Raw genomic sequence first — 15161 nt, forward strand, 5'->3', positions numbered from 1 at the left:
TTTTTAAAAAAAGAATCAAAATTATGTCAACATTAGATTTAGGAATCGGTAGTCAAATCCGTCATCCCAAATTCGGGAAAGGGGTAGTGGTAGAGACTGATGCTTCGTATTACAAGATTTATTTCAACTTTACTGCCGAGGTCAAGACCATAGCCAGAGATTATTCAAACTTTGAGTTGGTGGAGAAAAAAGAGGCCGAGTACCAACCGATCACTATCATGGATATTGAAAAAGCAGTGGATAATGTCATCAAAAAAAATCAACCAAAGCCAGAATCTCCAAAGGTAGAAATAGCTCAGAAATGGATCAAAGGAATGGTCACTTTCAGCCCCTATAATCCTGAATTAAGTAATAAGGAGGTGCCCATTGAAACCTTCTTTCATAAAATCGTGATGGTAAGGGAGCGCTTGAGGGTTTTGGAACAAAATATCAATAATCACTCAAAGTTGGATGATGAAGACAGGATTCATCTTCAACAGTACATTACGAGGGCATATGGTTCTTTGACAACTTTCAATGTTCTTTTTGCAGATAAGGCTGATCACTTCAAAGGAGCTGGAGGAAAAGAGGATTGATTATAGCTTTGCCATCCAATAGATTGCAGTCAATTGGTTGGCTTTATTTTTCGACCTGTTGACCAATCACTCGTGCTCTCCCACTCTTGACACCAAAGAATGTAAACAAAATAGAACATATCAACATCAGGTAAATTAAGTGGTTCCAGTTACCAAATAGGTCAAAAGCAATACCGAAAAGTAGTGGTCCAAGAGCTGCCAGATAATAGCCGGTAGATTGGGACATGCCTGAGAGAGATGCAGTGACTTTTTCAGTCCCAGTTCTAAGACCTATTAATGTATATGCCAGTGAAATACTTGAGCCCAAGCCAAAACCCACAAAGGTCAGCCCAATATAATTTATCCATAGAAATTGAGAAAATAAAGAGCTAAAACCCAAAATATATAGACCCCCTAGCGCTAGAACTATTCCAACTTGGTCTTTGAATTTCACTGCAATAATAGGAGCAAGGAAGGTGCCTACTAAGCCAATTATTTGCATCAAGGAGATCAAAACGCCTGCTTCTACAGCACTTAGTCCCCTGTCGATCATCATATCTGGTAGCCAAGCTACTAAGGTGAAGAAAAGCAAGGACTGGATTCCCATAAACATGCTTACTTGCCAAGCCAGCCTGGACTTCCACACATTCACCTTTGGCTCTTTGTCATTTTTATTGACTTGTGGTTTTGGGAAATTGACCTGAGGGAACCATAAGATAATCCCAACTAGAATCAAAATAGCCCAAGCGAGCAATGAGCCTCTCCAGCCTAAGTTCAAGTCTATCGCTAGTGGGGCACTGATGCCTGAGGCGATAGCGGCTGTCAGCGTCATGCCCGTAGTGTAAGAGGCCGTGACTATCCCGATTTTATGAGGGAGTCTATTTTTGATCAATGGGATCAATAAGACATTACATATCACGATTCCAATTCCTGTCAAACCTGTTCCAATAAACAACCAATCAGGTCCTCCAAGAATCCTAATTATAGAACCTGCCAATAGAATGAAAAGGGCAAGGAGAATCGCTTTCGCATTACCTAACCATTTTCCAATAGCTGCGGAGAACAGCGAAAAGGTAGCAAATGTCAGTAAAGGCAGTGTGGTAAGAAAACCAGCCCAGCCATTGGAAAGATTCAAATCTTCCCTGATCATAGGAATCAATGGTCCGACAGCAGTAATAGAAGGTCGAAGGTTGAAAGCCACTAACATGATCCCCAAAAATAAAAACCAAGGTCGTGAATAAAGTGGCTGTGAAGGTTGTTTCGTTGACATGATTGGTATTTGATGTGCAATTTGGAGAAAAATAAAGGTTTGTGCTAAATGAATTTCATTTTACACAAACCTTTGTCCTTTTTCTAAAAGGGTATACTCTTCGATGGAAGTTATTCTCAAAAAGCCTACATACTAAGGTTACTTAACTGTTGCTTTCCACTAAATCCTTTACACATTCCACCCAAGTATCACCAGAGTTTAAACTTGGAACCAAGTCCCATTTTTCTCCTCCAAGTTCTTCAAACTCTTCTTTGTACTCTTCGCCTACTTCTACGGTTGTTTCAAGACAATCCGCTACAAACGCAGGAGAGAACACTAATACCTTCTTGATGCCTTTTTCGGCTAATTCTTTGATGATATCTTCTGTGTAGGGTTTGATCCAAGGGTCTTTTCCAAGTCTAGATTGGAAGCATGTTAGTACTTTTTCTTCAGGGAGACCCAGCTTTTCTGCTACTAGTCTAGTAGTGTGGAAGCATTGGCCTCTATAGCAAAATTGGTTTTTCTTGGTGTAGTTGCCACAGCATTTGTCAGAAAGTTGGCAATAGCCATCCACAGACCCTTTTCTGATCTGACGCTCGGGTAGGCCATGGTACGAGAAAAGATACATGTCATATTCATCTTTGGCCATCATCTCTCTACCTAATTCCGCCCAAGCTTCCAAGAATAATGGATGCTCAACAAAATTATTGACAAAAGTGATGTTTGGGATGATTTGCCAAGTCCTGGCGATCTCCATGACCCTATCTACCACTGAACCGTTAGTAGCAGAAGCATACTGAGGGAATAATGGGATGACAATGATCTTTTTGACATTGGCTTTGTTTAATTTTTTCAAGCCCTCTTCAATGCTTGGAGACTGGTAGCGCATGGCAATCTCTACGATATATTTTTCAGCATCTAGCTTGGGGATCAATTTTTCACGTAGATCCTCGGTGTGAAATAGTAATGGAGAACCTCTATCCGTCCAGAGTTTGCGGTATTCTTTTGCAGATTTTGGAGCTCTAAATGGTGCAATTATCAGATTTACCAGCATCCATCTTGGGATAAAAGGGAAATCAATCACCCTCCCATCCATTAAAAATTCCCTTAAATATTTTCTGACATCTCCAGTAGCAGTACTGTCTGGAGTTCCCAAGTTGACTAATAAGACGCCTATTTTTGCTTTGTTCTTACTCATATTGGATGTATATACGGTATTATTCTGTTTTCAGAACCAAAAATACACCCTTTGGTTAGAAATATACCATTGAAAAAGTCAATCAGCATTAGATGGGCTTGAATTAGGGGAGGATTTTTTGCCACGAAGGCACGGAAGCTCAAAGAGGAAATTTAGAAAATTGACCATTTTTGAACTCTGCTGTTTTAGATATTAGTCAGAGATTGGTTCAATTGTTTTGCCACGAAGACACGAAGGCACTAAGCTTAACATTGCGTCTTAGTGCCTCCGTGGCCAATATTATTATTTATTAACGGATTTCCCCACATCAGAAAGCATCTTAGCATCAAAGTCTCCGTGTAGTTCTAATATGATAAAATCACTGTTCTTGTCATTAATCATCATGACGATATCGCTGATTTTGGAATTTCCTTTTGTATAGATCATGACGTTGTTACTTTTCTCAGACACATCCATCATCAGGTCAAACTTTTCTTTTTCCAAACTTTTTTGAAGCCCTTGGAAATCACTTTTTGAGGAAGCTTGATTTGGTAGCTTGTAGAACTTCATACGCTCTAGAGACTTGGTCAAAAGTGAAGATTGATCCTCACTGAGGTTGATATTGAATCCTTTGGCAAAATTCATAAAGTTGCCCCCAAGGTCTAAATGAAAGAAGTCAGGATTACTTTTGTGTTTTTGATACAGAGCTTCTACTGATTTGCTTTGCGCGAAGCTATTCTGCACCAATAACATCAATAAGGTTGCGGTTAATAATAAGTACTTTTTCATTTGTTTTAATTTTTTATCTTCAAATTATATTTTTAATCCTTTTTTAGGTACATAGATCTTTCCTCACTTTCCTCAATAAGCTCCTTGTCTCTTGCTTCTTGCTTCTCGTCTTTCATCCGCCGCGGCGGACAAGTCGTCTTTTTTTCATCCTTCATACTTTCACCTTCATCCTTCACTTCCCTCCCTTATAATTTTCCATCCCGGGAATATTCGTTTTATCGGCAAGAATATTTAGGTCTTGATAGGTGAAGTTTCCCAGCATACTGAGCAGTGTGAAATTGTCCTTGGAGCCAGTGATCATTAAAAGCTCACGGACACGCCCTCCTTCTTCTCTGACCATGAATTTTACACTCGAATCTTTGTCTTGCACATCCATTAGTTCTTCGTACATGTTTTTGGTCAAGGTAGACATGGCTTCATTGTAGAGTGGCTTTCCATTGACTTTGTCAGCTGTAAGAATTCTGATGCCTCTGATTTTAGCTATTAGCTCACCTAAGTCTGCAGCTTCTTTGTCAGACTTCACTTCATTGGATTTGAGAAATCCACCTGCCATCTGCATCATCTTGGGGCTGATGTATACTCTAGAGAAGCGGTCGTCATCCATGTACTTGGAGAAAAACTTGACAATCGCATCGTCTTGTGCCTTTACTCCTGAGACGATCAAGAATAAAAGCAGCATCAATACACTTCTTTTCATCATATTCATTTTTCTTCTTTTGTCTCGAATAATTGTTGTGGGGTATTCAAGTGTTTGAATTCTTGCATCACATACATCCTGTTAGTTCCTTTTTCAAGATTTGAATTGATCAAAGCAAAGGCCTGCATGACTTCTTGGTACGCCTTCTTTTCTGCACGTTGGTGTAGGTATTGATTCAATACTATTCCCGAAGCAAGGAAAAGCATGATGCCGGCTGCAATACGCATCCAATTTGTAATCAAAGGATTTTTTCTCTGAATAGTAAAAGGTGCTTCTTCAAGTGCTACGATTTCTTCGATACCTTGAAAAAAAGCTTTTTCTGATTCAAACCCTTCTGCTTCCATGAGGAGCTGTCTCAGTATTTTCTCCTCCTCCAGCGATGTCTTCCCTTCCCAATACTTATCTAATAGAATTTCTATATCTGCTTTCATTTTGATTGCTTAAGTAATCTCTCAATGATTTTCTGGCACGATGAAGATTGACTTTGACTTGATCCAGATTTACTTCAAGGTATTCTGCGATTTCTTCGTAAGTCAATCCTTCCACTTCCCGTAGTTGAAATACTTCTCTTTGTTTGTCGGGGAGTTTCTCAAGAAATTTAAATACAAGCTTTAATTTTTCTGAAGTCTCATCATCTTGAGGTATAGTTTCCTCTTCAATCTCTTGGTCTCCTAGAGGTTCTAGCTTTTTGTTTGCTCGAAAATGCTGCAGTGTTTCATTTTTCAAACTTCTTACCATCCAGCCAGTAGGATTATCCATTTTTTGAAGTTCATTTTTTCTTATCCAAGCCTTTTCAAAAACCTGCTGTAAGACATCACTAGCCACCTCTTTGTCTTTGACCCAGAGGTAGGCCATGCGATAAAGCTTGCTTTTCAGTGGCCAGATATGTGCTTCAAAAAATGACTTCATTCGAGTAGGTGATGCATGAGTTTTTGAAAAGTTACAGCAATTTGAAAAAAAATCTCAAATTAGATTCAATTTAAATTATGAAGAAAAATAGTATGCATGCCTACTATTTATTATTTTGCAAGGGTTAAAAAGCAAATAATGATAAACCCAAATTACAAAGTAAACACGAATGAAAAGGGCAAAAAAAAGTCCCGATATTATCGGGACTTGTGGTGATGAGTGGATTCGAACCACCGACTCACGGATTTTCAGTCCGATGCTCTACCAACTGAGCTACATCACCGTGGTGTTGTTTAAAGTGATGCAAAGGTAGATATTTGTTCTATTCTTGCAAATGATTCGAATAAAAAAATTGCAGTAAATTCAACCAAAAAACACTAATTAAATCAATATGAGCATTTTACCTCAGATAGCTTTTCTCTTGATTTTTGCTCTTGCAGGCTTCTTTTTGTACAAAAGAGTCAGTTTCCTCAAAAGGAATATTATGCTGGGCAAAGGCGAGACTAGAAATGATCAACCAGAAGAGCGATGGAAAACCATGCTTTTGGTAGCATTGGGTCAAAAGAAAATGTTTAAACGCATCATTCCAGCATTTTTGCATTTGTTAATTTATGTGGCATTTGTCATCATCAACTTAGAGGTGTTAGAATTTATCATTGATGGAATCACAGGAAGTCATAGAATATTCGCACCTTTCTTAGGTAGCTTTTATGGTGTGGCGATGAATATTTTCGAGTTCTTAGCTATTGCGGTGCTTGTATCCTGTGTTGCATTTCTGATTAGGAGAAATGTGATGAAGGTGGAGCGATTCAATAAGCCAGAGATGAAAGGTTGGCCAGCGATGGATGCGAATTTGATTCTTGTAATTGAGATTATATTGATGTTTGCCATTCTGACCATGAATGCTACAGACCAAATCTTGGCTACTAGGGGAGTAGAGGGTTATACTTTACTTAACGGACTTTTCTTCAGCGATATGATTCAGCCATTGTTCTTGAGCATGAGTGATTCGGCATTGGTAGTTGTTGAGCGATCTGCTTGGTGGTTTCATATTGTAGGTATTTTGGCTTTTGCCATTTATGTGACTTACTCTAAGCATCTGCATATTTTCTTAGCATTCCCTAATACTTGGTATACTAATCTTAAGCCAAAGGGTGAGATCCAAAATATGCCAGAAGTAACTAAGGAAGTCAATATGATGCTTGGTATGCCAGTAGAGGGAGGAGATGAAGCTCCAGCAGAAATAGGTCGTTTTGGTGCAAAAGACGTGAATGACTTGAGCTGGGTAAATATTATGAATGCCTACAGCTGTACAGAATGTGGAAGATGTACCTCAGAATGTCCTGCAAACTTAACAGGCAAAAAACTTTCTCCTAGAAAAATAATGATGGATGTGAGAGATCGTGCCGAGGAAGTAGGAAAGAGCATTGATCTTGGTGGCCCAGGCTTAGAGGACGGAAAGTCTCTCCTAGGTGATTATATCACGAAAGAAGAAATCAACGCTTGTACTTCCTGTAATGCTTGCGTAGAAGCTTGTCCTGTTAATATCGACCCGCTTTCTATCATTATCCAAATGAGAAGATATGTGGCCATGGAGGAATCAGGTACACCAGCACAATGGAATGCCATGTTCCAAAATATGGAAACTTCTTTCTCTCCTTGGAAATTTGCCCCAACAGATAGATTCAACTGGGCAGATCAGCTGAAAAATGAAGAAGTGAAATAAATAGACACAAGACACAAGATGTAAGACACAAGAAAATCAATCCTTTTTTCAGTCTCACATCTCCAGTCTCATATCTCAAATCTAAAAATATGTCAACATATAAAGTTCCAACCATGGCCGAAATGGCCGCTTCCGGCGAAAGCCCAGAAATACTTTTTTGGGTGGGTTGTGCCGGTTCTTTTGATGATCGATACAAAGCCGTAACACAGGCTTTTGTAAAAATATTGAACAAAGTAGGTGTGAGTTTCGCCGTACTGGGACCAGAGGAAGCTTGCACAGGTGATCCAGCAAGAAGGGCGGGTAATGAGTTTTTGTTCCAAATGCAAGCTGTGGCCAATATTCAGGTGATGAATGGCTACAATGTCAAGAAGGTAGTCACAGCCTGTCCACATTGCTTCAACACCATCAAGAATGAATACCCAGCGCTAGGTGGTGATTATGAAGTGATTCATCATTCTCAATTTCTACAGCAACTGATCAATGAGGGTAAAGTAGCGCTCAAGGGCGGCGGAGAGTTCAAAGGAAAGAAAATCACCTTCCATGATTCCTGTTACCTTGGTCGTGCAAATGATGTGTATGAAGCTCCGAGAGAAGTGATCAAGGCTTTAGATGTGGAACTGGTAGAAATGAAGCGTTGTAGAACCAAAGGCCTTTGCTGTGGAGCAGGTGGTGCACAGATGTTCAAAGAACCTGAAGAAGGGAAGAGGGACATCAATATAGAGCGAACTGAAGAGGCGCTTTCCACAGGAGCTTCTGCTATAGCTGTGGGTTGTCCATTTTGCTTGACCATGATGACGGACGGTGTCAAAAACAAAGACCGAGAGCATGATGTCAAAGTCTATGACTTGGCAGAGATGATTGCTAAGGATATGGGGATATAAGTGGGTTGGTATTGTCAAATCTTTCCGATGACCTCTGTCATTTAGTCCATTATCGATACAGGAGGGAATGATATTTATGGATATTTGGATACTTGTTGATATTGGCTGAGGATGTGAACGATGATTCTTTACGGCAGATTTAATTGGTAAATTAGATTAAAAGGAGCGTATTATTTTTGAATGTATAAGACCTGCCAGGTTTCCAAAACCTGGCAGGTTTTTTAATTAGCAATTGTTTTAAAAAAATAGGATTCAAAACCCCCAATTGCCCTGACATTGTTACAAGATTTGCTCAAATTTGCCTTTACTTTGTTACAAAATTTTAAATAATTACCCTGACTTTGTTACAAGAAATCGGAAAAAATGCCTTGACTTTATGACAATGATGGTAATTATGCTGATCAATTTCTTGATTAGAGTTTGAAATTACATACCCAATATCAAATTTCTCCGTTAAGAAAAAGAACTAAAACAAGGTGAAAGTCCTTATTTTGAAGAATAATAAAATAGTCTAAATATGTATTTGGAATTTGAAAGCATGCCTGCTCACGCACGCATCTGGGTTTATCAAGCTGATAGGAAATTTAAGCAAGAGGAATTGGTTTGGGTCAAGGATAGACTTGCTACTTTTTGTGAACAGTGGAATGCCCATGGTGCGCTGATGCCTACATCTTTTACCATCAAATTTGATCAGGTGATCATCCTCTCTGTAGATGAAAGTCAGCTTGGAGCTAGCGGTTGCTCTATCGATAGCTCAATAAGAACGCTGAGGGAAATTGAAGAAAAGTTTGGTGTGAATCTTCTGGACCAAGGGAAAGTTGGATTCTTGGAATCTGAGGACAATCTTACGATTAATTCCGTCTTTGGCATCAAAAGTAATATTCGGTCAGGAGCCTTGCAGTCGGAAACAATTGTTCTCAATCCACTTGTAAAGGAAAAAGCAGATTTGGGGAATAAATGGTTAATTCCTGCTAAAGAAAGCTGGCTAAACAAATACTTTGAAAATTAATTATTATTATTATCCTAAATTTATCGAAAACGAAATATTTATCCGATTGACATTGTAATGAAGCGAAGCCTCCTCTTATTCTTTTTAGTCGCACTCTTGGGCAGTTCTTGTACGAGTTTGTTGAAAAAAGGCCAAAAGCAATTCTCGTCAGGGGAATACCAATATGCTATTGGTACTTTTTCGAGAGTTTTGGAAAAGGATCCTGACAATAAAGAAGCGAATTTTTATGTGGCAGAAAGTTATAGGCTCTCGAATCGAGTTGAGCGCTCCTCAGCATATTATGAAAAGCTAGTAGAGGAAGACCCATCATTTGAGAATTATTACAGACTTGGCCAGAGTTACAAAGCCCAAAACAAAAATGAAGAGGCTCAAGAAGCATTTGAGAAAGCAAAAGACCTTACGCTGGATGACAATTTTCTAAGATTAGTTAATCATGAGCTTTCTATATTGGCAAAAGTAGGAGAGATTAAAAATTATTGGCCATACTTAGAGCTTCAGAATTATACCTTATTGAATACACCTGGTCCAGATTATGCCCCCATTCTTAGTGAAGGCTATATATATTTCACTAGTGCAAGACAGGCTTCTGGAATCTACCCAGCTACAGGTGTACCTTATACCAAGATGTTCAGAGCAAAAGCAGAAGGTACTAGAATAGACGTACAAAATATCCAAGCGCTACCTGAGTTTAGAAATGAAGAAGGACTCAATCAAGGTGCTATAGCTATAAGCCCTGATGGAAATACGATTATCTATGCTAGGGGAAATTCTACTTCAAACAAAGACTTGCCTGATGTACATCTGTTCGCCTCCTATTTTAGAGGTGGAGGATTTACACAGCCGATTTGGATGCCTGTGAATGAAGATGAGTTTTGGTGGAATAGTACGCCTGCTTTCAGTCCTGATGGTAATACGCTCTACTTCTCTTCCAATAGGCCAGGAGGTCAAGGGGGTACTGATCTTTATAAAGCTACCAAGTTAGCTAATGGGGACTTTGGTAATGCAGTCAATCTCGGGCCTCAAATCAATACCCCTGGGAATGAAATGTTTCCGAGAGTGATGCCTGATGGTAAAATTTTCTTTGCGTCTGATGGTCATCCAGGTTTTGGTAAGTTGGATCTATTTGTAGCAGAGCCAAAAGAAGGAGGGGGGTATGAAATCAAAAATTTAGGGGAGAATGTGAATTCCCCAGCAGATGATTTTGGTATTTTCTTTACAAGATATCCTCAAGAAGGATTTATTACCTCCAACAGAGAAGGGGGAGCGGGAGATGATGATATTTACTTTTTTGAAGACAAAACACCTAAGCCTAAAATCGTTAATTTGTTCTTGAACGTCACTACAAAAGAGAAAAAAGATGATGGTTCCGAGGCTATTCTGCCTCAAACCCGTGTTGCGCTTTACGATGCCGCCAACAAAATGGCAGGTGGAGATTTCACCAATCAAAATGGTCGTGTAAGACTGACGCTAGCTCCTGATGAAACTTTCTCTTTGATAGCATCTAAGTCAGGCTATTTTACCAAGAGTATTACATATGATACTAGAGGTAAGACTCCGAGACAAGAAGAATTGATACAAGATGTCACCAACATTACTTTGGACACTACAATTGTCTTAGATGCTTTAGTTTTGGAAAAATCCATCGTACTAGAGAACATCTATTATGATCTGGATAAAGCCGATATTAGGCCAGATGCTGCAATTGAATTGGATAAGTTGGTACAGATACTGAAAGATAATCCAAGTATTCGAATTGAGTTGAGCTCACATACAGATGCTAGAGCTACAGATGCTTACAATGATGCGCTATCTCAGAGAAGGGCTGAATCGGCTGTTCAATATATTGTGTCCAAGGGTATAGATGCTGACAGATTGGTGGCTAGGGGTTATGGTAAGCGACAATTGATTATTCAAAATGCTCAAACCGAAGAAGAGCATCAAGTCAATAGAAGAACTGAATTCAAAGTGATAGAAATCAAATAAATGGCAATAGGTATGGGTTGATGCTTATGCTTAGAATTAATATTGGTAACAGCTGATTCTTTAAGGGTCAGCTGTTTTTTTGAAATACGAGGACGCCCATTTCTCGCTGATGATTGACCAAAACAGTTTTTGCAGGCTCGAGGTAGCTTAAGTTGTATTTTTCTATCATTTTTTGCAGGTATGCTTCAGTCAATAAGAAACGCTCGCTTCCATCTGGTAGTAAATATTTACAGTTTCCTATTTGCTGAGATTCTTCTATTATTCCACCAAAAGCAGTCGTCATTCTTAGAAAGAAAATACCACCTGTTTTTAAAACATTCATCATACTATCCAGCATTTTGAAAAAGGCTTTTTCACTTTCTGCAAAATGTAGGACTGCTGAACTGATGACTACATCAAATGCCCCTGAGTGGAAAGGCATGTTTTCAATAGTTGATGTTTGAAATCTGTAAACATCAAATTTTGGATTGATGGTCTGAGCGTAAATCCTAGCCATTTGGATGGCAATAGGATTGGCATCTACGCCAAAAATTTGATAGTCTTGATGGAGAAAAAAGATGCAATTTCTTCCCTCGCCACAGCCAGCATCTAGGATTTTCATATCCTTTTTAAATCTCCCCTTTAAAATCTGATCTAAAAGATAAATGTCAATATTACCTAGAAGCTTGTTGAGTTCATTTATCTCCATCTTCAAGTTTTTTTAGTGCTTCTTCAGTTTTCTTACGCCCTATTTCAACCAATTCTGCTGCCCGATGAAATTCCAGTGTTCCTGCTTGTGTCCTAGCGATTTCTATCAAAACATCTACTTGGTGCTTTTCTAAGACAATGGAGGAAAGCTTATCCTGTAAAAGATCAAAGCTGTAATTCAATAGTTCCACAGAGCTCATTCCTTTGTGTTTCTCTTCTTTTTCAGCCGCTTCAAAATATTTTGAAAACTTCGATTTATAATCTTTCATCCACTTTGGAATCTTAATTAAACTCTCAGATTCTCTTTTGTCACTATTTTCAGATTCTACTTTTACAAATGCTTCTTTGGGTCCATTTAGATCCACAGCTATGATGATATCCCCTTGATGCTTTTTAGAGAGTAGACTTATTGGAATTGGATTCAAAATTCCACCATCGATATATTCTCGATCTTTGATACGAGCAGGGGTAAGGACAGTCGGGATTGAAACAGATGCTCTGATAGCATCGAATAGCATTCCCTTCTCAAAGATTTTTTCTTTTCCATACGGAATTTCCACAGCAGTGCAGTTGAAAGGAATCTTCAACTCCTCAATTTGACAATCTTTAACTAGTTTTTTGAGCTCGTTAAACACCTTGTCTCCTTTGATAAAACCCTTGCTGGAAAGTGTAAAGTCCATCAATGAAAAAACATCTATTTTATCTAAATTACAGATCCAGTCTTTGAATTTGGGTAGGTTTCCTGTGGCGTGAATCCCTCCTACCAATGCTCCTGCAGAGCAACCTGAGATGGAAATAATTTCATAGCCCGCTGCTTCCAAAGCTTCTATCACACCAATGTGTGCCATTCCCCTTGCGCCTCCGCTAGACAAGACCAATGAAACAGTTTTCTTACCCATGATTTAAAAGAATTTTGAAAGAATTTGTTATTTCAACAAATTTGAGAAAACAAATAGAAATAATGGAACAATTTAAGCCTTTTCACCTAGCATTTCCAATTAGAGATATTGAAGAGACTAGGAAGTTTTACGGAGATTTGTTGGGTTGTGATATTGGAAGAAGTACTGAGAAGTGGATTGATTTCAATTTCTTTGGGCATCAATTATCGGCTCACGTGAAGCCAGAGGAGTTAGCCAAAGCTCAGGCCAATGAGGTAGATGGGAAAAATGTTCCAGTAAGGCATTTTGGAGCAATTTTACCTTGGGATGAGTGGCATCATTTAGCTGACAAGTTGAAGGCTTTTGGAATTGAATTTATCATTGAACCTTATATAAGATTTCAAGGAGAGGTTGGAGAGCAGGCTACGATGTTTTTCCTTGATCCAGCGGGCAATGCTTTGGAGTTTAAGTCATTTCAAGATTCCACTCAGATTTTTGCAAAATAGTTAAGGGTTATTTCATTAGATAGGAAATTAGTACATGAAAATCAGCAGTTTGTTTCAGCTGATTTTCATGTATTTTCTAAAAAGTCAAACCACTGATGGCATCAAAATGCCACCTATATCTTATTGATTTTTATTAGGGTTCAATAAAATTAGTTTTGTGCTTGGTAACTTTGTCCTCCCGATTGGGGTTATACCAAAGTCATGACGAAAAGAGTGCTACTATATTATAAAACTTACGAGCATCCCACAAGTGATGAGTGGGTTGTCTTCATCCATGGAGCTGGAGGTTCTTCATCGATTTGGTTCAAGCAAATCAGAGAGTTCAAGGAAGATTTCAATCTTCTTTTGATAGACTTGAGAGGGCATGGGAAGTCTGCTAGGTCGTTTAAGAATCTGTGGAACGAACGCTATACTTTTCCGAGTGTCACAAAAGACATTATTGAAGTTTTGGATCATTTGAAGCTTCCCCCTGCCCATATTATGGGTGTGTCTTTGGGGACAATTTTGGCAAGACAACTTGCGGAAATGGAACCTCATCGTGTCAAAACTATGATCATGGCTGGGGCAGTAACTAAGTTGAATTTTACTTCTCAGATTCTAGTCACCCTTGGAAATACATTTAAAAGTGTGATTCCTTATATGTGGCTTTACAGCTTATTTGCATTTGTCATCATGCCAAGGGGTCATCATGCAGAGTCTAGGAATCTATTTATCAGGGAAGCGAAAAGACTCTGTCAAAAAGAGTTTATCAGATGGTTTAAACTCACCAAAGACATCAATCCGCTTTTAAGATATTTCAAGCAAAGAGACCTTTCTATCCCTACACTTTATATTATGGGGGAGGAGGATGTGATGTTTTTGGAATCAGTCAAGAATATAGTAAAAGAGCATAAGCAATCATTTCTCAAAGTAATAGAAGCCTGCGGACACGTCGTGAACGTGGAGCAACCAGAAATTTTCAATCAATTATCCTTAGAGTGGCTGAAAGGCCAAGAATATTCACTTCAAAATTCTGTGGATCACCCATAATGAAAAAGCAAACCAAAACTATTTTAGTCGTAGCAATCCTAGTTGTGGTTGCTGGAATTTTTATTTATCCAAGGTTAGATCTCTTTGTTACCAAGGAAGCTTCCAAAGCTCCTGGTACACAAGGCCCGCAAGGTCCAGGTAAAGCAATTCCTGTCAATGTGGTAGAAGTAAGACCTGAAAGATTAGAAAACAACCTAAACATAACAGGCACTATTATCCCTAACGAAACCGTTAACTTGAGATCGGAGATTTCTGGATTGGTTGAGAGAATATCTTTCAAAGAGGGTGAATTTGTGAAAAGAGGAACTCCGCTTCTGTATTTGAATGATGACGAACTCAAAGCGCAGTATGATAGGTTGGATTATACCAAAAAGCTCTATGAAAGTCAGGAGAATAGACAAAAGCAACTCTTAGAGCGAGAGGCAATCAGTCAAGAAGAATATGACATCTCTTTAAATCAATTTAATACCAATTTGGCTGACTTAAGATTGGTAGAGGCTCAATTGAACAAAACAGTTATTAGAGCACCTTTTGACGGGGTTTTGGGTTTAAGACAGATTTCTGAAGGCTCAGTGATTGGTACTTCAGACGTGATCGCTAGTATAGTGAATATAGATCCTATTAAAATAGAGTTTTCCATCCCAGAGCGATATGCAAATCAAGTCAAATTGGGGTCAAAGATCATTTTCTCAAATGATGGAAGTAGTAAAGAGCGAGAGGGAACTGTGTATGCCTATGAGCCGACAATTGATGCTGCCACAAGAACGCTGAGATTAAGAGCCGAAAGTCAAAATAAGGATAGGGCATTCTTACCAGGGATGTTTGTCCGAATTAGATACACTTTAGGGATAGAGGAAAATGCACTAATGGTGCCAGCAGAATCGGTCATACCGGAACTAAGTGGATATAAAGTATATATTGCCAACTTAGAAAATAAAGCAGAGGAGAGAATTGTAAGTATTGGCACAAGAACTGAAAGTAGAGTTCAAATATTGGATGGACTAAAAGAAGGTGACTTGGTGTTGTCTACTGGGATTTTACAAGTAAGAACAGGCTCTCCACTTGAAGTGACTAAAACCAACTAATT

16 protein-coding genes and 1 tRNA gene are annotated in these 15161 nt (G+C 38.8%); 8 read left to right on the forward strand and 9 right to left on the reverse strand.

Annotated elements, in window-relative coordinates; all coding sequences use genetic code 11:
* The first annotated feature begins 23 nt into the window (after window positions 1-23).
* A complete protein-coding gene (locus CHB66_RS13490; protein ID WP_089241826.1) occupies window positions 24-575 on the forward strand; it encodes a hypothetical protein in 552 nt (183 codons plus the stop codon).
* A gap of 43 nt (window positions 576-618) precedes the next feature.
* Here the strand turns inward: CHB66_RS13490 and CHB66_RS13495 are convergent, their stop codons facing one another.
* The 7 genes from CHB66_RS13495 to CHB66_RS13525 all read right to left on the reverse strand — a co-directional run bounded on the left by CHB66_RS13495 (window position 619) and on the right by CHB66_RS13525 (window position 5658).
* Window positions 619-1824 (reverse strand): CynX/NimT family MFS transporter, encoded by a 1206-nt coding sequence (locus CHB66_RS13495; protein WP_089241828.1) that lies wholly within the window; start codon window positions 1822-1824, stop codon window positions 619-621.
* A gap of 142 nt (window positions 1825-1966) precedes the next feature.
* Window positions 1967-3001 (reverse strand): ferrochelatase, encoded by a 1035-nt coding sequence (hemH, locus tag CHB66_RS13500; protein ID WP_089241830.1) that lies wholly within the window; start codon window positions 2999-3001, stop codon window positions 1967-1969.
* 282 nt (window positions 3002-3283) lie between these two features.
* Complete coding sequence (locus tag CHB66_RS13505) at window positions 3284-3769, reverse strand: DUF4252 domain-containing protein (protein ID WP_089241832.1); 486 nt, start codon at window positions 3767-3769, stop codon at window positions 3284-3286.
* Window positions 3770-3941: 172 nt separating this feature from the next.
* Window positions 3942-4466: a DUF4252 domain-containing protein gene (locus CHB66_RS13510; protein ID WP_089241979.1), complete on the reverse strand. Its 525-nt coding sequence runs from the start codon at window positions 4464-4466 to the stop codon at window positions 3942-3944.
* A gap of 5 nt (window positions 4467-4471) precedes the next feature.
* The gene (locus tag CHB66_RS13515) at window positions 4472-4897 is read right to left on the reverse strand and encodes a hypothetical protein (protein WP_089241834.1); all 426 of its coding nucleotides are present in this window, start codon (window positions 4895-4897) and stop codon (window positions 4472-4474) included.
* Window positions 4866-5375, reverse strand: a complete 510-nt coding sequence (locus CHB66_RS13520) for an RNA polymerase sigma factor (protein WP_089241836.1) — start codon at window positions 5373-5375, stop codon at window positions 4866-4868. The genes CHB66_RS13515 and CHB66_RS13520 overlap by 32 nt, the downstream gene beginning before the upstream one ends.
* 210 nt (window positions 5376-5585) lie before the next feature.
* Window positions 5586-5658 (reverse strand) — tRNA-Phe (locus tag CHB66_RS13525).
* A gap of 108 nt (window positions 5659-5766) precedes the next feature.
* On the opposite strand from CHB66_RS13525, the gene CHB66_RS13530 reads away from it, so the two are divergent.
* The 4 genes from CHB66_RS13530 to CHB66_RS13545 all read left to right on the forward strand — a co-directional run bounded on the left by CHB66_RS13530 (window position 5767) and on the right by CHB66_RS13545 (window position 10974).
* The gene (locus CHB66_RS13530) at window positions 5767-7101 is read left to right on the forward strand and encodes a 4Fe-4S dicluster domain-containing protein (RefSeq protein ID WP_089241838.1); all 1335 of its coding nucleotides are present in this window, start codon (window positions 5767-5769) and stop codon (window positions 7099-7101) included.
* An 89-nt stretch (window positions 7102-7190) separates the two neighbouring features.
* Window positions 7191-7982 carry a (Fe-S)-binding protein gene (locus CHB66_RS13535; protein WP_089241840.1) on the forward strand — a complete coding sequence of 264 codons (792 nt, stop codon included), beginning with the start codon at window positions 7191-7193 and terminating at the stop codon, window positions 7980-7982.
* A gap of 517 nt (window positions 7983-8499) precedes the next feature.
* Entirely contained in the window at window positions 8500-8991 is a 492-nt protein-coding gene (locus tag CHB66_RS13540; protein WP_089241842.1) for a hypothetical protein, read from the forward strand.
* 57 nt (window positions 8992-9048) lie between these two features.
* Window positions 9049-10974: an OmpA family protein gene (locus CHB66_RS13545; protein ID WP_089241844.1), complete on the forward strand. Its 1926-nt coding sequence runs from the start codon at window positions 9049-9051 to the stop codon at window positions 10972-10974.
* Window positions 10975-11041: 67 nt separating this feature from the next.
* On the opposite strand, the gene CHB66_RS13550 is transcribed toward CHB66_RS13545, so the two are convergent.
* A complete protein-coding gene (locus CHB66_RS13550; RefSeq protein ID WP_089241846.1) occupies window positions 11042-11662 on the reverse strand; it encodes a class I SAM-dependent methyltransferase in 621 nt (206 codons plus the stop codon).
* Window positions 11649-12560 carry a patatin-like phospholipase family protein gene (locus CHB66_RS13555; RefSeq protein WP_089241848.1) on the reverse strand — a complete coding sequence of 304 codons (912 nt, stop codon included), beginning with the start codon at window positions 12558-12560 and terminating at the stop codon, window positions 11649-11651. Before CHB66_RS13555 ends, CHB66_RS13550 begins: the two co-directional genes overlap by 14 nt.
* Before the next feature lie 62 nt (window positions 12561-12622).
* Here CHB66_RS13555 and CHB66_RS13560 point away from each other — a divergent pair, with 62 nt between their 5' ends.
* The 3 genes from CHB66_RS13560 to CHB66_RS13570 all read left to right on the forward strand — a co-directional run bounded on the left by CHB66_RS13560 (window position 12623) and on the right by CHB66_RS13570 (window position 15159).
* Window positions 12623-13045 (forward strand): VOC family protein, encoded by a 423-nt coding sequence (locus tag CHB66_RS13560; protein WP_089241850.1) that lies wholly within the window; start codon window positions 12623-12625, stop codon window positions 13043-13045.
* A 201-nt stretch (window positions 13046-13246) separates the two neighbouring features.
* Window positions 13247-14074, forward strand: a complete 828-nt coding sequence (locus CHB66_RS13565; protein WP_089241852.1) for an alpha/beta fold hydrolase — start codon at window positions 13247-13249, stop codon at window positions 14072-14074.
* Window positions 14074-15159 carry an efflux RND transporter periplasmic adaptor subunit gene (locus CHB66_RS13570; RefSeq protein ID WP_089241854.1) on the forward strand — a complete coding sequence of 362 codons (1086 nt, stop codon included), beginning with the start codon at window positions 14074-14076 and terminating at the stop codon, window positions 15157-15159. The genes CHB66_RS13565 and CHB66_RS13570 overlap by 1 nt, the downstream gene beginning before the upstream one ends.
* The last annotated feature ends 2 nt before the right edge of the window (window positions 15160-15161 follow it).

It is taken from the genome of Belliella buryatensis, from assembly GCF_900188245.1.
GTDB classification, from domain to species: domain Bacteria; phylum Bacteroidota; class Bacteroidia; order Cytophagales; family Cyclobacteriaceae; genus Belliella; species Belliella buryatensis.